19 protein-coding genes are annotated in these 21380 nt (G+C 67.9%); 13 read left to right on the forward strand and 6 right to left on the reverse strand.

All coding sequences use genetic code 11. From position 1 onward, the window contains the following. Positions 1-31 precede the first annotated feature (31 nt). Complete coding sequence (locus C3L37_RS11445; protein WP_129115254.1) at positions 32-1444, reverse strand: MATE family efflux transporter; 1413 nt, start codon at positions 1442-1444, stop codon at positions 32-34. 267 nt (positions 1445-1711) lie between these two features. Between C3L37_RS11445 and mtnP the strand changes: the two genes are divergently transcribed. After that, on the forward strand, positions 1712-2572 hold the full coding sequence (gene mtnP, locus C3L37_RS11450; RefSeq protein WP_129114750.1) for an S-methyl-5'-thioadenosine phosphorylase: 861 nt from the start codon (positions 1712-1714) through the stop codon (positions 2570-2572). Between the two features lie 113 nt (positions 2573-2685). Continuing rightward, complete coding sequence (locus C3L37_RS11455; protein ID WP_129114751.1) at positions 2686-3435, forward strand: DUF7504 family protein; 750 nt, start codon at positions 2686-2688, stop codon at positions 3433-3435. Between the two features lie 28 nt (positions 3436-3463). Here the strand turns inward: C3L37_RS11455 and C3L37_RS11460 are convergent, their stop codons facing one another. From C3L37_RS11460 to C3L37_RS11470, 3 genes are read right to left on the reverse strand one after another with little or no spacing between them, the layout of a single operon-like run. Next, positions 3464-4582: a segregation and condensation protein A gene (locus C3L37_RS11460; RefSeq protein ID WP_129114752.1), complete on the reverse strand. Its 1119-nt coding sequence runs from the start codon at positions 4580-4582 to the stop codon at positions 3464-3466. Further along, positions 4575-8156, reverse strand: a complete 3582-nt coding sequence (gene smc / locus C3L37_RS11465; RefSeq protein ID WP_129114753.1) for a chromosome segregation protein SMC — start codon at positions 8154-8156, stop codon at positions 4575-4577. Before smc ends, C3L37_RS11460 begins: the two co-directional genes overlap by 8 nt. A 29-nt stretch (positions 8157-8185) precedes the next feature. Next, on the reverse strand, positions 8186-8455 hold the full coding sequence (locus C3L37_RS11470) for a DUF7518 family protein (protein WP_129114754.1): 270 nt from the start codon (positions 8453-8455) through the stop codon (positions 8186-8188). A 198-nt stretch (positions 8456-8653) separates the two neighbouring features. Between C3L37_RS11470 and gatB the strand changes: the two genes are divergently transcribed. The 10 genes from gatB (at position 8654) to C3L37_RS11520 (ending at position 16402) form a co-directional block, all read left to right on the forward strand. Further along, positions 8654-10144 carry an Asp-tRNA(Asn)/Glu-tRNA(Gln) amidotransferase subunit GatB gene (gatB, locus tag C3L37_RS11475; RefSeq protein WP_129114755.1) on the forward strand — a complete coding sequence of 497 codons (1491 nt, stop codon included), beginning with the start codon at positions 8654-8656 and terminating at the stop codon, positions 10142-10144. 102 nt (positions 10145-10246) lie between these two features. After that, complete coding sequence (locus tag C3L37_RS11480) at positions 10247-11065, forward strand: helix-turn-helix transcriptional regulator (RefSeq protein ID WP_129114756.1); 819 nt, start codon at positions 10247-10249, stop codon at positions 11063-11065. Positions 11066-11162: 97 nt separating this feature from the next. Continuing rightward, positions 11163-11981, forward strand: coding sequence for a helix-turn-helix transcriptional regulator (locus C3L37_RS11485; RefSeq protein WP_129114757.1), 819 nt, complete (start codon positions 11163-11165; stop codon positions 11979-11981). 216 nt (positions 11982-12197) lie between these two features. After that, positions 12198-13019 (forward strand): helix-turn-helix transcriptional regulator, encoded by an 822-nt coding sequence (locus C3L37_RS11490; RefSeq protein ID WP_129114758.1) that lies wholly within the window; start codon positions 12198-12200, stop codon positions 13017-13019. Between the two features lie 237 nt (positions 13020-13256). Further along, positions 13257-13430, forward strand: coding sequence for a DUF1059 domain-containing protein (locus C3L37_RS11495; RefSeq protein WP_129114759.1), 174 nt, complete (start codon positions 13257-13259; stop codon positions 13428-13430). 197 nt (positions 13431-13627) lie between these two features. Next, a complete protein-coding gene (locus C3L37_RS11500) occupies positions 13628-14233 on the forward strand; it encodes an OsmC family protein (RefSeq protein WP_129114760.1) in 606 nt (201 codons plus the stop codon). Between the two features lie 14 nt (positions 14234-14247). Beyond that, positions 14248-15015: a methyltransferase domain-containing protein gene (locus tag C3L37_RS11505; RefSeq protein ID WP_129114761.1), complete on the forward strand. Its 768-nt coding sequence runs from the start codon at positions 14248-14250 to the stop codon at positions 15013-15015. A 2-nt stretch (positions 15016-15017) separates the two neighbouring features. Continuing rightward, positions 15018-15515 carry a hypothetical protein gene (locus tag C3L37_RS11510; protein ID WP_129114762.1) on the forward strand — a complete coding sequence of 166 codons (498 nt, stop codon included), beginning with the start codon at positions 15018-15020 and terminating at the stop codon, positions 15513-15515. A 194-nt stretch (positions 15516-15709) separates the two neighbouring features. Beyond that, positions 15710-15958 carry an AbrB/MazE/SpoVT family DNA-binding domain-containing protein gene (locus C3L37_RS11515; protein WP_129114763.1) on the forward strand — a complete coding sequence of 83 codons (249 nt, stop codon included), beginning with the start codon at positions 15710-15712 and terminating at the stop codon, positions 15956-15958. 3 nt (positions 15959-15961) lie between these two features. Next, entirely contained in the window at positions 15962-16402 is a 441-nt protein-coding gene (locus C3L37_RS11520) for a type II toxin-antitoxin system VapC family toxin (protein ID WP_129114764.1), read from the forward strand. 30 nt (positions 16403-16432) lie between these two features. On the opposite strand, the gene C3L37_RS11525 is transcribed toward C3L37_RS11520, so the two are convergent. Further along, on the reverse strand, positions 16433-17875 hold the full coding sequence (locus C3L37_RS11525) for an MATE family efflux transporter (RefSeq protein ID WP_323740464.1): 1443 nt from the start codon (positions 17873-17875) through the stop codon (positions 16433-16435). 256 nt (positions 17876-18131) lie between these two features. Between C3L37_RS11525 and C3L37_RS11530 the strand changes: the two genes are divergently transcribed. Then, positions 18132-20651: a DNA topoisomerase I gene (locus C3L37_RS11530; protein ID WP_129114765.1), complete on the forward strand. Its 2520-nt coding sequence runs from the start codon at positions 18132-18134 to the stop codon at positions 20649-20651. Between the two features lie 31 nt (positions 20652-20682). Here the strand turns inward: C3L37_RS11530 and C3L37_RS11535 are convergent, their stop codons facing one another. Beyond that, positions 20683-21273 (reverse strand): hypothetical protein, encoded by a 591-nt coding sequence (locus C3L37_RS11535; RefSeq protein WP_129114766.1) that lies wholly within the window; start codon positions 21271-21273, stop codon positions 20683-20685. Positions 21274-21380: the final 107 nt, after the last annotated feature.

Below are 21380 nucleotides of genomic sequence, written 5' to 3' on the forward strand. Positions count from 1 at the left end.
ACGCGGGGCGCGACCCGACGGCCGTCGCGGTTCAATCGTCGACCCGCTCCGCCGAGCGCGCCGGCCCGCCCCCCGGTTCGTCGCCCGTCGGCGAGATCCCGTCGGCCGTCCCGTCCACGATGCGCTCCTTCCACGTCCCCCGCAGGAGCCACGCGACGGCGGCGACCGCGCCGACGACGTCGCCGAGCGCCACGGCGGTCCAGATGCCCGTCGGACCCCAGCCGGCGACGAAGACGAGGTAGTACGTCGCCGGGAGCCGAACGACCCAGAGGGTGACCATCGAGAACGCGAGCGCGGTCTTCGTGTTGCCCGCCCCGCGGAACGTCCCGAGCGCGATCTGGAGCACGCCCATGAAGACGAACATGCTCGCCGCGATCCGGAGGTACTCGCTCGCGAAGCCGACCGTCTCGGCCGCCCGTTCGGTCCCGGGCGGCAGGAAGACGCCGACGATCGGGTCGGGAAAGAGCAGCGCGACCGCCACCGGAACCAACAGCACGACGGTCACGAGCGTCATCGCGAGCCGCGAGGCTCGCTCCGCGCGCTCGGGCTCGTCCGCGCCGAGGTTCTGCCCGACGACGGTGTCGACCGCCTGCGCGAGCCCCATCGCCGGGAGGAACACGAGCGAGATGAGCCGGTTCCCCAGCCCGTACGCGGCGACGACCGCGGGCGGGAACGTCGCGACCATCCCCGTCATGAGGATCATCGCCATCGCGCTCGACGACTGTTCGAGCGCGGTCGGCACGCCGAGCGAGACGATGTCCCGGACGTGCGACGGCACGAGCGAGAGGTCCCCTCGGTGGATCGACGGCCCGGCGGAGGTGCCGAAGAGCACGTACAACCCGAGCGCGGTCGCGATCATGCGCGAGCCGACCGTCGCGACGGCGGCCCCCTCGATGCCCATCGCGGGGATCGGCCCGGCCCCGAAGATGAAGAGCGGGTCGAGCACGACGTTCACGGCCACGCTCACGACCATGACGCGCATCGGCGTTCGGGTGTCGCCGTACCCGCGCATCAGCGAGATGAACACGAAGAAGCCGAACAGAAAGGGCATCCCGAGGAAGAAGATCCGCATGTAATCGGCCGCGAGGGGAACGATGTGTCTGCCCGTCTCCGGGTCGGTCGGCAGCAGCGCGAGCAGCGGCCCCGTCAGGAGGAAGCCGGCGACGGCGATCGCGACGGCGATGAGCGTCACGAACGACAGCGTCTGCCCGGCGATCAGCCCGGCGGACCGGTCGCTGTCCGCGCCGCGGTACTGGGCGACGAGAATGCTGCCCGCCGCGGTGAAACCGCCGCCGACGGAGATGAAAAAGAAGATCAGCGGAAACGCGAGACTCAGCGCGCCGACGGCGTCGGCCGAGAGCCGGCCGAGCCAGAACGTGTCGGCGACGTTGTAGGCGACCTGCAGGAGCTGGATGACCACCATGGGCCACGCCAGCCGGATCATCGGCCTGACGAGGTCGCCGTCCGTCAGCCCGCTTTCGTAGGACGTGTCGCTCACCTACCCGTCCACTCCGCGAGGGCACTTCAACTCTCGCGACGATTGGTAACGCGTGACAGAGACGAACGCGGCAATGTACGCCCCCTCCGACGGTCTGGCGGACGAGACGGTGGGTCACCGGACCGTCCGTGAGAGCCCTCGACCGATCGGTCGGCGGCGGCGCTCGCCCCGCGAAGCGCATCCTTTAGGTGATCCGTCGAACCAGTGGAACACATGACCATCGGCTTCATCGGCGGCAGCGGAATCTACGAGGCGCTTCCGCTCTCGAACACCCGCGGAGAGCGCGTCGAGACGCCCTACGGCGATCCGAGCGCGCCGGTCACGGTCGGCGAGTTCGGCGACACGGGCCGCGAGGTCGCGTTCCTCCCGCGCCACGGACCTGACCACCGGCACGCGCCGACCGACCTCCCCTATCGGGCGAACGTGTACGCGCTCAAGAAACTCGGCGTCACGCACGTCATCGCGAGCAACGCGGTCGGCAGCCTCAAGGAGGAGCTGCCACCGGGGACGCTCGTCATCCCGGATCAGATCTTCGACCGGACGAAGCGCCGCGAGTCGAGTTTCTTCGGCGACGGCGTCGTCGTCCACCAACCCTTCGCGGAGCCGTACTGCCCCGACCTGTCGGCGCACCTCGCGGAGGCGGCCGGGGGGGTCGACGCGACGGTCCGGTCCGGCGGGACGTACGTCTGCATCGAGGGACCGCAGTTCTCGACGAAGGCCGAGAGCGAGTTCTACCGCTCGCAGGGGTGGGACGTCGTCGGAATGACCGCGATCCCGGAGGCGAAGCTCGCCCGCGAGGCGGAGTTGTGCTACGCGACGATCGCCGGCGTCACCGACTACGACGTCTGGAAGGACGACAGCGAGGTCACGCTGGAGGAAGTGCTCGAAAACGCGGAGAAGAACGAGCGCGCGATCAAGGAGACGGTCGAGCGCGCGATCCGGACGCTTCCGGCCGATCGCGACTGCGCCTGCGGCGACGCGCTCGCGGGCACGATCAACACCCCGACCGAGTCGATCCCGCCGGAGACGAGAGAGCGCGTCGACCTCCTCGTCGGCGAGTATCTCGACGACTGAACGCTCTCTTTCGCACACTCGTAGCCGCGAAAAATAGCCGCCGAACGACCGTTATTCTTGAATCGATTTCGCTCCGAAAGTCTATATACCACCCCGAAGAAAACTCGATCCGAATGGACGGGGACGTCGCGACCCTGGAACGGGAGTTGCGCGCGCTCAAACGGAGCGGCGCGAACGTACTGCTCCTCGCGTCGTCGCCCGATCGCGCCGCCTGCGACCGCCTTCTCGGCGACGACTCGAAGACCCGACGTCGGCTCGTGGTCGCGACGGGCGGGTCCGGTCACGGCGGCCACGACGAGCGCGACGATCACCGTGCGACGCCCGTGCTCGATCCGCGCCGAATCGGCTTCGTGGACGTGGTCGGCGACGAGACGCGCTCTGCGCTCTCGGAACCGTGTCTCGACCGGGCCGGCGTGCCGCACCCGCCGGCGGCCGTCGAACCGATCGGTCCCGCGGCCGCCTCCGACCGCGACCGGTCGACGGTCGAGTGGTACAGCCGAACCGCTCCCGACGACGGCCTGTGGGCGATCGCCCACCACGTGCGCGTCCACCTCTCTCGATTCGACGCGGAAGACCCGCGCCCGAGCGAGGTTCGGGTCTGCTTCGACACGCTCGACGCGCTGGTCGAGCGAGCGGAACCGCTCGAACTGCTCCGGTTCGCCCGCGTCGTCGCCGCTCGCGTTCGCGCGTCGCGGGCGATGGGTCACTTTCACCTGTCGTCGTCCGTCGACGACCGACTCCTGACGCGGCTCGAACCCCTGTTCGACGCCACCGTCGAGACGCGAGTCTCGGACGGCCGCCGACTGCAGCGGTGGACGCTCCACGAGGCGGACGTTCGGACGAACTGGCTGCTGTTGGAGTGAATCCGACGACCGCGGGTGCCGCGCCCTTTCAGTCCGCGACGGCTTCGGCTTCGTCTTCCTCCCTCTCTCCCTCTCCGGGCGCGTCCGCCGTCGACGCTCGAACCCACAGGTCGCCGAACAGGTCGTCCTGCTGGAGGTGGACGTGGCCGCGGTGAGCGAGAAACAGCAGCGCCAGAAACGTCTCGACGGCCCGTCCGCCCGCCGCCCTGATCTCGGCGAACAGCACCTCGTCGCGGCCGGCGTCGTAGTGCCCGCGGAGCGCCTCCTCGACCGACTCGATCGTCGTCTCGATGTCCTCCGCGTGGGTCGTCCCGGTGACGTCGGCCTCGGTCGGCTCCTCGTCGCGTCGGAGGTCGTCGGCGGCGTGGTAGTCGAGCGTCTGCGTCCCGCGGCTGAAGCCACGGGGGGAGCCGCTCGTGTCGTAGGAGCGCGACTCCTTCCACCACGTCCCGCGCTCGGCCTCGCGGAGTTCGCGGACGAGTTCGTCGAGCGTCTCGGGCGATCCGCGGGCGCGTTTTCGGTCCAACCGGCGGTCGATCTCGTCCTCCAGCGCGTCCACCGGGTCGAATCCGGGGACCGCGTCGTCGGCTCCGCCCTCCATCGCCAGCTCCCACGGCTCCGCCTCCGGGTCGGGGTCGTCCGCCTCGTCGGGCGCGAGGAGGGCGTCGCTCTTCATGCGCAGGAGGACGCTCGCGTAGAACAGCGCCCGCCCCGACGTCCGGAGGTCGGCGGCGTCGAGCCGCGCGAGGAACGCGTCCGTCACCTCGACGATGTCGATGTCCCACGGCTCGATCTCCCCGTCCTCGGCGAGCTGGACGAGGAGTTCGACCGGTTCGACCTCGTCGTCTCTCACCTCGTCGGTGGTCACCGGCTCGTCGTCTCTCACCTCGCCGGCGTTCGCCGACTCGTCCCTGCCGACCTCGCCGGCGTTCGCCGACTCGTCCCTGCCGACCTCGTCGGCGTCCGCCGACTCGTCCTTACTGACCTCGCCGGCGTTCGCCGGCTCGTCCTTACTGACCTCCCTCGCCTCATCCGACCGCTCGTCGATCGCTTCGGCGACGGAGCGATCCGAGGCACCTCCGTCGTCGGACGCGTCGCTGTCTTCCAGTAGTCCGTCGAGCGCCCCGCCGGAGCCGGTGTCAGTCATCCGCGGGCACCTCCCGCTCCTCGCCGTCGCCGAGCTGGATCCCGGTCACCGCGCTGACGTTGTTGTCCTGCATCGTCACGCCGATGACCCGCTCGGAGCGTTCGAGCAGGGCGGAGCGGTGCGAGACGACGACGAACTGCGCGTCGCCCGCGAGGTCGTCGACCATCTGTCCCACGCGCTCGGCGTTGACCGCGTCGAGGAACGCGTCGATCTCGTCGAGCGCGTAGAACGGTGCCGGGTTGTGCCGCTGGATGGCGAAGATGAACGCCAGCGCCGTGAGCGACTTCTCGCCGCCCGACATCGCGTCCAGCCGCTGGATCGGCTTGTCGCCCGGCTGCGCCTTCATCGTCAGCCCCTCCTCGAACGGGTCCTCGGGGTTCTCCAGGTGGAGTTCGCCGCTCCCCGCCGACAGCCGCTCGAAGATGTCCCGAAAGTGCCCGTCGATGGCCTCGAAGGCGGTCATGAAGGTGTCCTTCTTCTGGGCCTCATACGACTCGATGCGCTCCGCGATGGCGTCGCGCTCCTCGACGAGCACGTCGCGCCGCTCCTGGAGCTCCGCGAGATCGGCCTTCACGCCGTCGTACTCGTCGATGGCGAGCATGTTCACCGGTTCGAGCGCCTCCATCTCCGATTCGAGGCGCTCGACGTTCCGCTCGACCGTCGCGTGGTCCGGGATCTCCTCGGGGTCGTAGTCGCCGACCTCGGCTTCGAGCTCCTCGATCTCCCACTCGAGCCGCTCGGCGGCGCTCCGGAGGCTCTCGATCCGCGACTCGACGGCCGAGACGCGCTCCCGCTGCGCGTCGCGCTCCTCTTTCGCCTCCCGCAGCTCCTCCTGAAGCCCGCGGCGCTCCTCCTTCAGCTCCGCGAGTTCGGCTTCGAGCGCGGAGACGGCCTCCCGCTTCTCGTCGAGGGTCGACTCGCGCTCCTCGACGGCGGCCTCGAACTCCTCGATCCGCTCTTCGGCCTCTGCCTTGCGGTTCTGCGCCGACTCCACGGCGTCGTGGAGGTCGTCGACCGCCTCCTCCGCGTACTGCTTTTCGAGCTGTCGCTCGTTCAACCGGCCGTCGAGGTCGTCCATCCGGTCTTCGAGGTCGTCGATCTCCGCGCGGATCTCCTCGGCGCGGTTCGCCAGCTCCGGGATCTTCGAGTCCGCGAGTTCGGACTCCAGCTCGTCGATCTCCGCTTCGACGTCCGCGATCGCGTCGTCCTTCGCGGCGATCTCCGCGTCGAGCGCCGACATCTCCTCGTCGACGTTCCCGCGCTCCTCGCGCAACTCCTCCAGCGACGCTTCGAGCTCCTCGATCCGGTCTTCGGCCGCGTCGCGGTCGTCCTCGACCCGATCGATGTCGCTCCGCACGGAGCGGACCTTGTCGGCCGCTTCGGTCTGTCGGTCGCGCACGTCGTCGAGCTTCCCCTCGACCTCGCGGACCTCCTCGCGGAGTTCCCGGCGGCGGTCTTCGAGGCGGGAGATCTCCTCCGCGATCCGCTCCAGCCGCCCCTTGCCGGCCTTCGAGAAGGAGTAGCGCGAGCCGCCGCCGCTGCCGCCGGTCATCGCGCCCGAGCGCTCGACGAGATCGCCGTCGAGGGTGACCATCCGGTAGTCGCCCATCAGCTCCCGGGCGGTCCCCATGTCCTCGACGACCAGCGTCGAGCCGAGGACGTACGAGAACACCGAGGCGTACCGCGAATCGAAGTCGACGAGGTTGTACGCGAAGTCGACCACGCCGGCGTTGTTCGGCAGCCGGGGCAGGCTCCGGTTCTGCATCTTCGTGATCGGCAGGAACGTCGCCCGACCGGCGTTGCGGGACTTCAGATAGTCGATGCAGGTCGAGCCGACCCCGTCGTCGTCGACGACGACGTTCGCGAGCCGCCCGCCCGCCGCCGTCTCGCAGGCCTTCGCGTACTTTCCGGAGACGCCGCCGAGCTGCCCGACCGCGCCGTGGACCCCCGAGATGTCGGCGTTGAGAACCGTCGTCACCGAGCGGGGGTAGGAGCTGTCGCCGTCGCGGCCGGCCCGCGCTTCGAGTTCGGCGTACTCGTTCTGTTTCGCGCGGAGTTCGTCCTCCACGTCGCTCAGCTCGTCCTTCAGCTCCCGACGCTCGTCGCGCAGGTCGTTGACGACGCTCTGGACCTTCGATTTGTTCTTTTCCGCCTTGTCGAGCTCCCCGTGGAGTTCGGAGAGCGTCGCCTTCAGCTCCGGAATCCGCTCGCGGGCGGCGTCGATCTCCTCCCGCGCCTCGCTGATCTCGTTCGAGCGCCGTCGGGCGTCGTCGAGCAGGCGATCCTTCTCGCGCTGGAGGTCGTTCTTCTCCGTCTTGAGCTCCTCCAGCCGCTCTTTCCTGTCCGCCAGGTCTGCCTTGAGTTCGTCGAACTCGGTGTCGACGCTCTCCATCTCGGCCTCCACCTCGGCGAGGTCGGCCCGCTTCGACTGGATGTCGCTCTTCACCGACGCCTTTTCGACCTTCACCGAGCGGATCTCGTCCGCCAGCTCGTCGACCTGCTCTCCCTTCCGGTCGATCTGCACGAACGCGTCCCGGCGTTCGCGTTCGGCCTCCTCGATGCGCTCTTCGGCCGTCTCGATCTTCCCCTCGAAACGGCTGATCTCGCCTTTGACCTCCTCGATCTCGCTTTTGATGCGGAGCTGTTCGTCCTCCCCCTTCCGCTCGATCTCGCGGTTGAGGTCGTCCAGCTCGGAGTCGAGGCGGCTCACCCGGCCCTGCTTCTCGTCGAGCGTCGAGCGAAGCGACTCGATCTCGTCCTCCTTCGCGTCGAGCTTCGACTCCGTCCGCCCGAGATCCCCCCGCTTGTCTTCCAGCTCGGCCGCCTTCAGGTACCCCTCGTACTCCCCTTTTTCCTCGCGGAGGTCCCTGTACTGGAGGGCCGTCTCGCGCTCGTCGGCGAGCTGGTCGAGCCGGTCCTCCTTCTCCTCGATGCGGAGGTCGGCCTCGCCGATCCGGTCTTCGACCGTCTCGAGCTCCTCGAAGGCGGCCTCCTTCTTCGCGTCGAACTCGGCGACGCCCGCGATCTCGTCGACGATCCCCCGCCGCTGGTAGGGCGTCATGTTGATGATCTCGGTCACGTCGCCCTGCATGACGACGTTGTACCCCTCGGGCGTGACGCCGGCCTGCGAGAGGAGGTCCTGGATGTCCGAGAGGTTGACCGAGCGCCCGTTCAGGTAGTAGTACGAGTAGTAGTTGTCGTCGGTCTGTTTGACGCGGCGCTTGATCGTGATCTCGTCGACGTCGCCGACGCTGTCGGTTCCGGCGGCGTTGACCACCTGCGACCGGTCCAGCGCCCCGTCGGCGTTGTCGAGCACGACGGTGACGCTGGCCTCCCGCGTCCCGCCGGCGTACTCGCCGTCATCGTGGCCGGGGTTGTAGATGAGGTCCGTCAGCTTCTCGGCGCGGATCCCTCGCGTCCGCGCCAGCCCCAGCGCGAAGAGGACGCCGTCGATGATGTTGCTCTTCCCCGAGCCGTTCGGCCCGGTGACCACTGTGAAGTCCTCGTAGAACGGGATTCGGGTTTTGCGCCCGAAACTCTTGAAGTCGTCAAGGACGAGCTCTTTGATGTGCATGGGTTGCTCGCGTGAGGGGGACCGGAGATCTACGCGACGATGATGTCGCTCTCCTCGGCCGTCGCCCCGTTGTCTTCTCCCTCGTCGTCGTCGGCTTTAGCCCCTTCGACCTCGGTTTCGGCGGTCGGCGACTCCGCGTCGACGATCCGGTCTTCGGCGGGCGCGTCGACGTCGACGGCCACCTCGTCTTCGAGTTGTCGGACCCGCTCTTTCGTCTCCACGAGCTCCTCCGTGAGCCCGTCGACGGCGGCCCGCAGCTCCGACACCTTCGATTCGAGTTCCTCCACCCTGTTGCTCATGCCCTTACTCCGCCGCTCCGTGGGCATAAAAGTACGTCAGACGTTAAGTGGGGGCCGCGAGGAAGTCACGACGGACCGAACGTGGCGGACGGGAGCGCCACCGTGCCGCGAACGTCGGGGGTGGGTCGCGCCACGAAGCCGCGACGCGGCGGGAAGCGTCCCGTTAGCCTTTAGCCCGGCGCAGGTTTACCATGACCGATGACTGCTCAGGCGCTCGAACAGCGCGATCTCGCCGTCGTCATCGGGCTGGAGGTCCACGTCCAGCTCGAGACGAACACGAAGATCTTCTGCGGCTGTTCGACCGAGGCGGCGGCAGACGAAGCGCCCAACACCCGCACGTGTCCGGTCTGTCTCGGCCTGCCCGGCGCGCTCCCCGTGCTCAACGAGGCGGCGGTCGAGGCGGCGGTGAAGGTCGGCAAGGCGATCTCCGCGGACGTCCCCGAGGAGACGAACTTCCACCGGAAGAACTACTACTACCCCGACCTCCCGAAGAACTTCCAGATCACCCAGTACGACGCGCCGATCTGCCGCGACGGGACGATCGAGGTCGAGATCGAGGGTGAGCGCCGCGCGATCAACGTCAGCCGGGCCCACCTCGAAGAGGACCCGGGCAGCCTCCAGCACAAGGGCGGCAGCATCGACACGGCCGACTACACGCTGATCAACTACAACCGCGCGGGGACGCCGCTCATGGAGATCGTCACCGAACCGGACTTCCGCAGCCCGAAGGAGGCCCGCCGCTTCCTCGCGAAGTTGGAGGAGGTGCTCGAGTACCTCGGCGTGTTCGACTCGACGCGCGACGGCAGCCTCCGCGTGGACGCGAACATCTCGATGGTGCCCGCCGACGAGATCGACGCCGACGGATCGATCGACGAGGAGGCGCTCGCGGCGGCGAACCGGACCGAGGTGAAGAACATCTCCAGCCACAAGGGGGCGGAGAAGGCGCTCGCTTACGAAGTGACCCGGCAGAAGAACGCCATCCAGCGCGGTCGCGCGATCGAACAGGAGACGCGTCACTGGGACGAGTCCCGCGGCATCACCGTCTCGATGCGCTCGAAGGAGGCGGAGAAGGACTACCGATACTTCAGGGAGGCCGACCTCCCGCCGCTTCGGGTGTCGGGCTGGAAGGAGGAGATATCGATCCCGGAGCTTCCGGACGCCCGCCGCGAGCGCTTCCGCGAGGAGTACGGGCTCGACGCCGAGTCGGCCTCGAAGCTCACCTCGACGAAGGCCGTCGCGGACTTCTACGAGGACGTCGCGGCGGCGTTCGACCCCGACCTCGCGGCGACGTGGGTCGCAGACAACCTCCTCGGCGAACTCAACTACCGCGACATGGAGATCGCGGACGTGGAGGGGCGGCTCGGCGAGTTCTCGCGCCTCGTCGAACTCGTCGACGCCGGCGACATCACCCGAAAGAACGCCGAGGAGGTCGTCCTCAGGCGGATGCTCGACGACGGCGAGACGCCCGACGCGATCATCGAGGCGGAGGGGCTCGGCACCGTCGACGAGGACGAGGTCGACAGGGCGGTCGCGGAGGCGATCGACGAGCACCCCGGGGCCGTCGAGGACTACTACGACGGCGAAGGGGGGGCGATCAACTTCCTCGTCGGGCAGGTCATGCGGAAGACCGGCGGGAGCGCAGACCCTGGCGACGTGAACGCGAAGCTCAGAGCGCGGCTGGACGAGTAGCGGACCGCACGGGCGCTCTCGTTTCGCGAACAGGGGTCGGATCGATCATCGAGCCAACAGAATGAGCTATAGGTCTGCACGCAGATCATGACAACACGTAGCATGACCGCTCAGGGCGGGACACTCAGCGCCGCGGATTCGCCGATCGACGACGTCGGGTACATCGCGCGGTCCGAACACCGCGCCCTGGCGCTCGTCGCGCTGAGCGTTCGCCCTCGAAGTCGATCTGAACTGTGGGAACTGACCGGCGTTTCGTCGTCGACGATCCGCCGGACGCTCCGGGAGTTCGAAACCCGAAACTGGATCCGCAGGAACGGCTACCGGTACGAGACGACGCAGTTAGGGGCGTTCGTCACGGACGCGATGGAGGGACTGATCGAACGGATCGAGACCGAGCGGGAGCTTCGCGACGTCTGGGACTGGTTCCCGAGCGAGGAGAGCGGGTTCACGGTCGAGATGTGTTCCGACGCGGTCGTGACGGTCGCGAAACCCGACGACCCGTACCGTCCGGTGAACCGATTCACGTCGTTACTCGGGAGGACGAACGAGTTCCGGTTCGTCGGATTCGACGTCGCCTTGCTCGAACCCTGCAAAGACGTGCTCCGACAGCGGATCGTCGACGGCATGGAGACGGAGATCGTCGATCCGCCGAGCGGTGCCAAGTACATCCTCTCGACGTATCCGGATCACTGCGCCGAACCGCTCGAAAGCGGCAATCTCTCGGTCCTGTCACACGACGAGTTGCCCCCCTACGGGATCGGCTTCTTCGACGACCGCATCGCCGTCAGCTGCAACGATCAGGACAGCGGAACGGTTCGGGCGCTGATCGACACTGACGCGCCGAGCGCCCGCGAGTGGGCGGAATCGACGTACGAGCGGTACCGATCCGAGGCTCGGCCGCTCGAATCGGTCGTCGAGTGACTGCACGAGCCCCTCCGGCGTGAACGACTCCGCTCCGATTTCGGCGCTGACTGTCCGGCGGAGGAATAGCTATACAGCCCGACCATGTACATGATCCATGCTATCAAATTCCAAATACCCGGGTGGCACGGGATCGTCGATCGACGATATCGCGTACCTCACGCGGGCCGACCACCGCGTTCCGACGCTCCTCGCCCTCACGGAGCGCCCCCGGAGTCGGTCCGAACTGTGGGAGCTGACCGGCGTTTCGTCGTCGACGATCCGTCGGACGCTCGGCGAGTTCGAAGACCGCAACTGGGTCCGCAAGAACGGGTATCAGTTCGAGGCGACGCCGCTGGGCGCGTTCGTCGCCGCCGCGATGGCAGAGCTGATCGAACGGATCGAGACCGAGCGGAAGCTTCGCGACGTCTGGGACTGGCTTTCGGTCGAAGCGGAAGATCTCCGGATCGACACGTTCGCCGATGCGGTCGTGACGGTCGCTTCGGCGACCGACCCGTACTGCCCGGTGAACCGGTTCGTCTCGCTGCTGGAAACGGCCGATCGATTTCGACTCCTCGGATCCGATCTGGCCGTGTTCGAACCGTGTCGTGACCTGTTCCGACGGCGAATCGCCGACGGAATGGTGGCGGAGATCATCGATCCACCCTACGTCTCGAAGTACGTCCTCTCGACCTACCCGGACTACTGTTCGGAGACCCTCGGAAGCGGCAATCTCGCGGTGTGGGTACACGAGAAGTTACCGGCCTACGGGCTCTGTCTCTTCGACGACCGGATCAGCATCACCGGCTACAATCTCGACAGCGGGGCCGTCCAGGTGCTGATCGACACCGACGCCCCGGAGGTGCGCGAGTGGGCGGAAGCGACGTACGAGTCGTACCGACGCGAGGCCCGACCGCTCGAATCGGCGGTGGAGTGACCGTCCGAGCTCTCCGAGCGTGATCGGCTCGAGATAATCCTGACCGGTACTCCCGACGATTCCGTGACGGCTCGGCCGTGTTCGTGCTAACGACGTTCGAACGTGGCGATCGTTCACCTTCCGACCCGGCACCGTTCGACGCGCGGGTAGCGTCCGGCCTCGGCGCTGACTGTCCGGCGGAGGAATAGCTATAGCGGGTGACCATGTACTAGATTCATGCCACCAAATAACACGATACGGAATGGCACGGATTCGCCGATCGACGACGTCGGGTACCTCACGCGGGCCGAACACCGCGTTCCAACTCTTCTCGCGTTGACGGTACGTCCCCGGAGTCGATCCGAACTGTGGGAGCTGACCGGCGTTTCGTCGTCGACGATCCGCCGGACGCTCCGGGAGTTCGAAGACCGCAACTGGGTCCGCAAGAACGGGTATCAGTTCGAGGCGACGCCGCTGGGCGCGTTCGTCGCCGCCGCGATGGTCGAGGTGATCGAACGGGTCGAAACCGAGCGGCGGCTCCGGGACGTCTGGCACTGGCTCCCCGGCGAGGAGAGCGGGTTCACGATCGAGATGTGCTCCGACGCGGTCGTGACGGTCGCCGACGCCGACGACCCGTACCGTCCGGCGAATCGATTCACGTCCCTGCTGCGGGAGACGGACCGATTTCGGTTCGTCGGATTCGACGTGGCGTTGTTCGAGCCGTGCAAGGACGAGCTCTGCCGGCGGATCGTCGACGGCATGGAGGCGGAGATCGTCGATCCGCCGCGCGTGGCCAGATACATCCGCTCGACCTGTCCGGAGCTGTTCGCCGAGACCCTCGAGAGCGGTAATCTCACGGTCCGGTTGCACGACGCGCTACCGCCCTACGGAGTCGGGATCCTCGACAGCCGAATCGCGGTCAGCGGCTACGACCCCGACAGCGTGACGGTTCGCGTGCTGGTCGACACCGACGCGTCGGAGGCCCGCGAGTGGGCGGAATCCGTCTACAGGTCCTACCGACGCGCGCCGACGATCCCCCTCGAAACGGTCGCGGAGTGACGCTAGGGGCGCCCGGTGTGCGAGGGCGCCGAGTCGGCTGTTTTCGCGCCCCGGACTCCCTCCGAGAGCGTCGGTGGCTCGCTCGGGGGCGGCGAATCCGCACCGCGGTCGGCCTCCGCGTTCGACCGGTGACTCCCCTCCATCGGTTGCACGCCGGTCAGCGGCTGCCGCAACGCCACCAGATAGCTACCTCCCTCTCGCACTCGTACCGTCCCTCGCGGCGAGGTGGAACCACCGATGGCAAATGCACACAAACTAGACTGCGAGGCGGCGGCGGCCGACTGCCGGTTCATCATCCAATCGGAAAACGAGGCGGAAGCGATCGAACTGGCCAAGAAACACATGAGAGAAGTCCACGGTCGGGAGTACACGGACGAGGAACTGCAGGAGAACCACCTGCAGGTCGTGTGACGATACCCGGCTTCGACCCCCTATTTTCCCGCTTACCACGACGCTCGACCTGCGGCCAGTGACCACCACTCGCGCCGTCTCCAGCTGGTGACCATCTTTCATCGTCTGCACGACGGGTAGCCGTCGCCGAAATGCCACCAGGTAGCTACCTAACCCTCGCACTCGTCTCCACTCCCGCCGGGAGGCGAAACGAAACCATGACAGACGACCAGCGAATCAGACACGGCGTAGACGTCGACAAATTCGAAGGGTTCGCCGAATACGCGAGCGAGAACCCCGACGAAGTGCAACTCGGGCTCGGAGCCCGCTCCACCTACGAGGGAACCTGCGCTCACAGTCTGGCGAGGATCGACTCGTACACGCTCGGCGACGAGACGATCGCCCGCGAGACGCGCGAGTACACGATCCCGTACGGGGGGTGGAAGGAAGTGTTGGACGCGGGCGGGTGGGTCGGCTCAGCGGATCGGATGGAGCCGATCGAGGTCGCGCTCTCCGCGCTCGCGTCGTGCATCAACGTCGGCATCACGATCAACGCCGTCGCGAACGGCGTCGACGTCGAGCGTCTCCGGACGCGCGTCCGGACCGACTTCGACCCGGGCGTCCTCTTCAGCCTCGCGGACCTCGACGAAGCGGGCGGGGTCTTCGAGAATCTGACCGCCGAAATCGAGATCGAAGGCGAGGACGTCGACGGGGATCGGATCGACGAGTGGGCGCGGCGCGCGCCGGTCTACACGCTCGTCTCGCTCGCCCAGGACGTCGAACTCACGGTCGCCACCCCCGCCGAGGCGCGGGCCGACGACTGAGAAGGTGAGAACGGATGGCGAACTCACTGGACGTCGAAAAACTCGAGCGGGCGGTCAAGAACGTCTACCGGGACGTCGCGGAGGCGCCGACCGAGGAGTACCACTTCGAGATGGGTCGTCCGCTGGCCGAACGGCTCGGCTATCCGGCGGGCGACCTCGACCGGATCCCCGCGGAAGCCCTCGAATCCTTCGCGGGCGTCGGGTACCACTTCGACCTCGCCGACCTCGAGGAGGGGGACGACGTGCTCGATCTGGGCAGCGGGTCGGGGACGGACGCGTTCGTCGCGGCGCTCCACGTCGGCGAGTCGGGGAGCGTCACCGGGGTGGACATGACCGACGAGCAACTCGAGAAGGCGCGGGGGTTGCGAGACGAGGCGCGAATGGACACCGTCTCGTTCGAGGCGGGATACATCGAAGAGCTGCCGTTCGAGGACGGAACGTTCGACGTCGTGATCTCCAACGGAGTCATCAACCTCTCGCCGGAGAAGACGCGGGTGTTCGAGGAAGCGAACCGGGTTCTCACCTCGGGGGGACGGATCGCGGTCTCCGACATCATCAGCGAACGACAGATGCCGGAGAGCATCAAGACCGACGCCGACCTCTGGGCGGCCTGCATCGGCGGAGCCGAACAGATCGAACGCTACACGACCCTCATCGAAGCCGCCGGGTTCGAGGTGACGGACGTTCGAGACAACGCCACGTACGAGTTCATCTCGGATCAGGCGGCGAACGCGTGCCAGAAGTACGGCGTCAAGAGCATCTCGCTCGGCGCTCACAAGTGATCATGGGAGTAACGGAACAATCGGTAACTGGCGAACGGGAGGAACAGCTCGGGCTCAACGGGAAGCTCCGGAACGGATCCCTGCTGATGGCGCTCGCGGGCGTCGGATTCATCGGGTACGGAATCGTCTTTCTCGCCTTGAACTTCGTGGGCGGCGGCTTCGAACTGGGGGTCGCTCACCTCGACGGGATGACCCCGGCGGATCTGAACCCGACCGTGGCGTTCTACATCAGCCACCTGCACGTCGCCACGGCGGCGTTCATCATCTCCACGGGGATCGCGGTCACCGCGCTCTCATGGTACGGGGTCCGCCAGCGGCTGCGGTGGGCCTGGGCCACCGCCGTCGTGGCGGCCGTCGTCGGGCTGGCGATCGCCCTGCCGATGCACTGGGTCGGCGGATTCCCCCACGATTGGGTGACGCACCTCGGTCCGATCTACCTGGCCACGATCGTGTTCGTCGTCGGGGTCGTTCTGGCCTACCAGGGGATGCGAACCGAGTGACACCACCCGCGTGGTGGCCGCGTTCACCGACGAATCTATTTTGCGGTCGCTTCGACTCCGTTCGATCGGTTCCACCGATCTCGGTGACGTAAACGCGATGCTCAGAGAGCGGTGGGACGCGTAGCCACCGGAACAGTTCTTCGTGTTCCTACTTCGGTGGGAACCACACGAGCGCGAACGGAACTGAGCGTCACATCGACGAGAAGGGCCGCGTCACCATTCCGAAATCGATCCCCGATCGGCTGAACCTGCGGCGGGGCGAACGCGTCGAAGTGTCCGTCGAGGACGGCCGCATCGTCGTCAAGCCGCGAATCTCGCGCGAGTCGTTCGTCGACGCGATGCGCGGCTGTATCACCGAGACGACGCGTCGGCCCGACGCGGCCGAACTCTCCCCGGCCGACCTGAAGGCGGATTGGACGGGCGACCTCCCGACGGGTCGCTGACGAATGTACTGTCTCGACGCGAACATCTGGGTGTACTACTTCGACGCGGAGCTCTCCGAACACGAGGCGATCTCCGAGCCCGTCACCCGCCTGCTCTCCGCGGAGCCGCTTTTCACGACGACGGTGCTTCAGATGGAAGTGGTCCACTACCTGAACAACCAGCTGGCCGAGAGCGCCGACGCCGTCGAGCGCTTTCTGAACCTCGAAAACACGACGGTCGCGGCGCTCTCGCCGGAGGACGTTCGCGCCGCCGCGACCCTGCTCGACGCGTACCCAAACCTCGGAATCGGCGGACGGGACGCCTCAGTCGTGGCTGCGATGGAACGGACCGACGTTTCGACGCTCTGGACGCACGACGCCGGTCTCAAACGGCTCGGGCGGCGACTCGACTGGCTGACGGTTCACGATCCGGTCGAGTCTCGTTCGACTCCGTCGTCCGAGTGAACGGCACCAACGTATTCGTCGGCGACCGCATCAATCGGTCTCGACGATTCCGGTCGCCCCCGTCGGTTCGCGGTCGATGACGGCCGTTCGCCACCCTCCGCGCTTGAACCACAGCGCGGCCGCGACGAACGCCGCCGTCGCGCCGACGGAGAACGCCCACCAGAGGCCGTCGACGCCCCAGCCGAGGGCCGTCACGATCGCGCCGCCCGGCAGCGTCACGGTCCACCCGAACGACAGCACGAGCGCCGTCGGGACGCGAAACACCCACCGCGAGAGGAACGACAGCGCCATCGCCACCTTCGTCTGACCCGCGCCGCGGAACGCGCCCTGGACGACCATCGTGCCGCCGAAGAACGCCCAGAACGGGGCGACGATCCGAAGGAAGACGACGCCCTCGTCGACGACGACGGCGTCGTTCACGAACACGCGCATCGCGACGTCGGGGAATGCGACGACGAGCGCCGCCGCGGCGAAGAGGAGCCCCATGGTTCCGACGGTCGCCGTCCGCGTCACCGCCGCGGCGCGGTCCGGGGTCCCCGCGCCGAGGTTCTGGCCGACGCCCGTCGCGGTGGCCTGCCCGACCGCCCCGGCGACGGTCCACGAGACGGACATGAGCCGCACGCCGATTCCGTACGCGGCGATGGCGGCGACCGTGAACTGCGCGACGAGGGTCGCCATCGCGACCGCGGCGAAGCTGCGCGCCCAGCCGTCGATGGTGGCGGGGGAGCCGATGACGAGGAGTTTCCTCAGCACCGCGCGGTCCGGACGCAGGTCGGTGACGCGGAGGCGGACGCCCCAGTCGCCTCGAAGCAGGATGTAGACGCCGACGGCGGCCGCCAGCCCGCGAGCGACGAACGTGGCGACGGCGGCCCCGCGGGTCCCCAACGCCGGAAACGGTCCCGGACCGAGGATGAGGAGGGGGTCGAGCACGACGTTCAGCCCGGCCGAGAGCACCATCAGCCACATGGCGGTCTTGGTGTCGCCGGCTCCCTGGAGGGCGGCGCGGAAGGCGAAGAACAGGAACGTGAAGGGGAGCGCGAGGAAGATGACCTCGATGTAGGCGAGCGCCTCGACGAACACCCGCCCGGAGAGCCCCATCGCGCCGAGCAGCGGTCGGCGGACGGCGAGGCCGAGCGCGGCGAGCGCCGCGGCGACGACGGCGGTGAGGACGACGGTCTGGCCGACGACGCGATCCGCCTCGCGGTCGTGTCCCGCGCCGACGTGCTGCGAGACGAGCGCGATGGTCGCCGCCGTGATGCCCATCGCCGTCGAGACGAACATCCACGACAGCGGGAACATGAGCGAGACGGCCGCGACGGCCTCGGGGCTCACGCGCCCGACCCAGAACATATCCGCGAGGTTGTAGAACGTCTGCAGGAGGTTTCCGGCGACGAGCGGCCACGCGAGCGCGGCGAGCTTCGGCGTCACCGCCCCGGTGGTCATGTCGATTCGGCTGCGCTCTTGTCCGGACACGCCGTCGATCACGGTGAACCGACAAAAAAGGACGCACCTTCCGGCCACCGCGACCGGTTTCGACCGCGAGATGTCTGACACTGCTCGGCGTCCGACCCGGTCGCCGGCGGGGGTTCGACGCGGCCGCCGGTGGCGGTCCAATGCGACTGTCGGCGACCCCGCTCCCGCGCACTCGTGCGCGCACGACCGCCTCTGCTTGCGGTTTTCCCGTCTAACCGCGAAAGATTTAGGCCGCCCCTTTTCCTACGGCCCCTCAATGAGTCGTGGGCCCGAGCTGATCATCACGGAGAAGGACAACGCCGCGCGACGGATCGCGGACATCCTCAGCGGCGAGTCCGCCGACGCCGAGCGGCTGAACGGCGTCAACGTCTACAAGTGGGGCGGAAAGCGCTGCATCGGGCTGTCGGGGCACGTCGTCGGCATCGACTTCCCGCCGGAGTACAACGACTGGCGCGACGTCGAACCGGTCGAGCTCATCGACGCGCCGATCTCGAAGCAACCGACCCAGGAGAACATCGTCCGCGCCCTCCGGCGGCTGGCTCGGGACGCCTCGCGCGTGACGATCGCGACGGACTACGATCGCGAGGGCGAACTGATCGGCAAGGAGGCCTACGAACTCGTCCGCGACGTGAACGAGGACGCGCCCGTCGACCGCGTCCGCTTCTCGTCGATCACGGGGCGCGAGGTGACGGAGGCGTTCGACGACCCGGACGAGATCGACTTCGACCTCGCCGCCGCGGGCGAGGCCCGACAGATCGTCGACCTCGTCTGGGGGGCCGCGCTCACCCGCTTCCTCTCGCTCTCCGCGCGACAGCTCGGCAACGACTTCATCAGCGTCGGGCGCGTGCAGGGGCCGACCCTGAAGCTCATCGTCGACCGCGAGCGCGAGATCGACGCGTTCGACCCCGAGGACTACTGGGAGCTCTTCGCCGACCTGCTGAAGGAGTCCGACGGCGACGCGGACGCGTTCGAGGCGCAGTACTTCTACCTCGACGAGGACGACAACGAGGCCGAACGCGTCTGGGACGAAACCGCCGCCGAGGAGGCCTACGGGACGCTCCGGGAGGCGACGAGCGCGTCCGTCGAGTCGGTCCGCCGGCGAACTCGGACCGACAAGCCGCCCGCGCCGTTCAACACGACCCAGTTCATCCGCGCCGCCAGCAGCATCGGCTACTCCGCCCAGCGGGCGATGAGCATCGCCGAGGATCTCTACACGGCGGGGTACGTCACCTACCCGCGGACCGACAACACCGTCTACCCGGCAGACCTCGACCCGCGCGAACTGCTCGACGCGTTCGTCGGAAGCCGACGGTTCGGCGACGACGCGAAGTCGCTCCTGGAGCAGGAGGAGATCACGCCGATGGCGGGCGACGAGGAGACCACAGACCACCCGCCGATCCACCCGACGGGCGAGCTGCCGAGCCGCGCCGACCTCTCGGAGGACGAGTACGAGGTGTACGAACTCGTCGTGCGGCGCTTTTTCGCCACGGTCGCCGAGGCGGCGAGGTGGGAACACCTGCGCGTCGTCGCCGGCGTCGCCGGCGGGGAGGAGGACCTGTCGCTGAAGACGAACGGCAAGCGGCTCGTGAAAGAGGGGTACCACGCGGTGTACCCGTACTTCAACAACACGGAGAGCTTCGTCCCCGACGTGGAGGAGGGCGAGAAACTCGCCGTCACGGACACGCGGCTGGAGGAGAAACAGACCCAGCCGCCGCGGCGCTACGGCCAGTCGCGGCTCATCGAGACGATGGAGTCGATGGGGATCGGGACCAAAGCCACGCGCCACGACGTGATCCAGAAGCTGTACGACCGCGGCTACATCGAGAGCGACCCGCCGCGGCCCACGCGGCTCGCGCGGGCGGTCGTCGAGGCCGCGGAGGAGTTCGCGGACCTCATCGTCAGCGAGCAGATGACCGCCCGGTTGGAGGAGGACATGAACGCCATCGCGGACGGCGAGATCACGCTGGAGGAGGTGACAGACGAGTCCCGCGAGATCCTCGACGCGGTGTTCGACGAGCTGATGGAGTCGAGCGAGGAGCTCGGCGACCACCTCCAGAAATCGCTCAAGGCGGACAAGACGCTCGGTCCGTGTCCGGACTGCGGCAGCGACCTCCTGGTCCGGCGGAGTCGGCGGGGCTCGTACTTCGTCGGCTGCGACGGCTACCCCGACTGCACATACACGCTCCCGCTCCCCTCGACCGGCAAGCCGCTCATCCTCGACGAGACGTGCGACGAGCACGAGCTGCGGCACGTGAAGATGCTCGCCGGGCGCAAGACGTTCACCCACGGCTGTCCGCAGTGTAAGGCGGACGAGGCCGACGAACGGGAGGACGAGGTCATCGGCGCGTGCCCGGAGTGCGGCGACGACCACGGCGGCGAGCTCGCGATCAAACACCTCCGCTCCGGGGCGCGACTCGTCGGTTGCACGCGCTATCCCGACTGCGAGTACTCGCTACCCCTGCCGCGCCGCGGCGAGATCGAAGTGACGGACGAGACGTGCGACGAACACGGGCTGCCGCACCTGCTCGTCCACAACGGCGACGAGCCGTGGGAGCTCGGCTGTCCGATCTGCAACTACCGGGAGTACCAGGCCCGGCAGAACGGCTCCGAACTGGAGGCGATCCAGGGCATCGGCGAGAAGACCGCGGAGAAACTGAAGGAGGCGGGCATCGAGAACGTGGCCGGCCTGAAGGACGCCGACCCGGACGACCTCGCCGAGACGGTCGAGGGAGTGGGCGCGGACACCGTGCGGAAGTGGCAGGCGAAGGCGGATTAGGTGGAACCGTCGTCCGCAACGCCCGGGGTCTCTACGGAAAGCCGACGAGCAACAGCCCCGAAACGGCGACCCCGACGATGACGGCCGAGCGCGCGACCGAGATTCCCCTGGCGCGCGTCGCGCCGAAGATCCACGCGAAGATCGCGAAAAAGAGCGCGACGGCCGCGCCGACCGCGAGGAGCGACGACTCCGCCGCGGGCGCTCGCAGGTACCGCGTCATCGCTTCGAGGCCCCGGTCGCCCGGCGAGTGGAGCGGGGAAAGGTAGTAGCCGAGTTCGGCGACGCCGAGGAGGAAGACGGGCACGAACCCCCACGAGAGGTGAACGACGGTCGTCGAGAAGTCCCCTTTCGTCGCCGACGGCCACGAGAGGACGTGGACCGCGACCGCGACGGCGAGCGCGAAGACGACCGGACGGACGAGTTCGAACGCGAGCGCGCCGACCGTCGCGAGAAACGCGATCTGCGACGGCGAGAGTTCGACGCCGGCCGACGAGAACGCGGCGATCCCGACCGCGTAGACGACGCAGAGCGCGAGCGCGAACTCGATCCCTCGTCGCGTCGCCCCTTCGCCGGTCACCGTGCTTCGGAACGCCTCGACGTACCGTCGCCTCGTTTCGCCCATCGCTGGCCTGAAACGTGTTCTCGTCGACGCTTCATCATTTCGGCCACAGCCGTGGTCCGACGACAGTCAGGTATCGACGACTGTCCGTCAGCGGCCCGCGTCGACGG

This window comes from Halegenticoccus tardaugens (assembly GCF_004116405.1).
Lineage (GTDB): Archaea > Halobacteriota > Halobacteria > Halobacteriales > Haloferacaceae > Halegenticoccus > Halegenticoccus tardaugens.

What these genes read in the sequence shown, in the direction of transcription:
- C3L37_RS11445 (WP_129115254.1), bottom strand. Translation starts at nt 1,444, where the DNA reads ATGATCCGGCTGGCGTGGCCCATGGTGGTCATCCAGCTCCTGCAGGTC.
- mtnP (WP_129114750.1), top strand. Translation starts at nt 1,712, where the DNA reads ATGACCATCGGCTTCATCGGCGGCAGCGGAATCTACGAGGCGCTTCCG.
- C3L37_RS11455 (WP_129114751.1), top strand. Translation starts at nt 2,686, where the DNA reads ATGGACGGGGACGTCGCGACCCTGGAACGGGAGTTGCGCGCGCTCAAA.
- C3L37_RS11460 (WP_129114752.1), bottom strand. Translation starts at nt 4,582, where the DNA reads ATGACTGACACCGGCTCCGGCGGGGCGCTCGACGGACTACTGGAAGAC.
- smc (WP_129114753.1), bottom strand. Translation starts at nt 8,156, where the DNA reads ATGCACATCAAAGAGCTCGTCCTTGACGACTTCAAGAGTTTCGGGCGC.
- C3L37_RS11470 (WP_129114754.1), bottom strand. Translation starts at nt 8,455, where the DNA reads ATGAGCAACAGGGTGGAGGAACTCGAATCGAAGGTGTCGGAGCTGCGG.
- gatB (WP_129114755.1), top strand. Translation starts at nt 8,654, where the DNA reads ATGACTGCTCAGGCGCTCGAACAGCGCGATCTCGCCGTCGTCATCGGG.
- C3L37_RS11480 (WP_129114756.1), top strand. Translation starts at nt 10,247, where the DNA reads ATGACCGCTCAGGGCGGGACACTCAGCGCCGCGGATTCGCCGATCGAC.
- C3L37_RS11485 (WP_129114757.1), top strand. Translation starts at nt 11,163, where the DNA reads ATGCTATCAAATTCCAAATACCCGGGTGGCACGGGATCGTCGATCGAC.
- C3L37_RS11490 (WP_129114758.1), top strand. Translation starts at nt 12,198, where the DNA reads ATGCCACCAAATAACACGATACGGAATGGCACGGATTCGCCGATCGAC.
- C3L37_RS11495 (WP_129114759.1), top strand. Translation starts at nt 13,257, where the DNA reads ATGGCAAATGCACACAAACTAGACTGCGAGGCGGCGGCGGCCGACTGC.
- C3L37_RS11500 (WP_129114760.1), top strand. Translation starts at nt 13,628, where the DNA reads ATGACAGACGACCAGCGAATCAGACACGGCGTAGACGTCGACAAATTC.
- C3L37_RS11505 (WP_129114761.1), top strand. Translation starts at nt 14,248, where the DNA reads ATGGCGAACTCACTGGACGTCGAAAAACTCGAGCGGGCGGTCAAGAAC.
- C3L37_RS11510 (WP_129114762.1), top strand. Translation starts at nt 15,018, where the DNA reads ATGGGAGTAACGGAACAATCGGTAACTGGCGAACGGGAGGAACAGCTC.
- C3L37_RS11520 (WP_129114764.1), top strand. Translation starts at nt 15,962, where the DNA reads ATGTACTGTCTCGACGCGAACATCTGGGTGTACTACTTCGACGCGGAG.
- C3L37_RS11530 (WP_129114765.1), top strand. Translation starts at nt 18,132, where the DNA reads ATGAGTCGTGGGCCCGAGCTGATCATCACGGAGAAGGACAACGCCGCG.
- C3L37_RS11535 (WP_129114766.1), bottom strand. Translation starts at nt 21,273, where the DNA reads ATGGGCGAAACGAGGCGACGGTACGTCGAGGCGTTCCGAAGCACGGTG.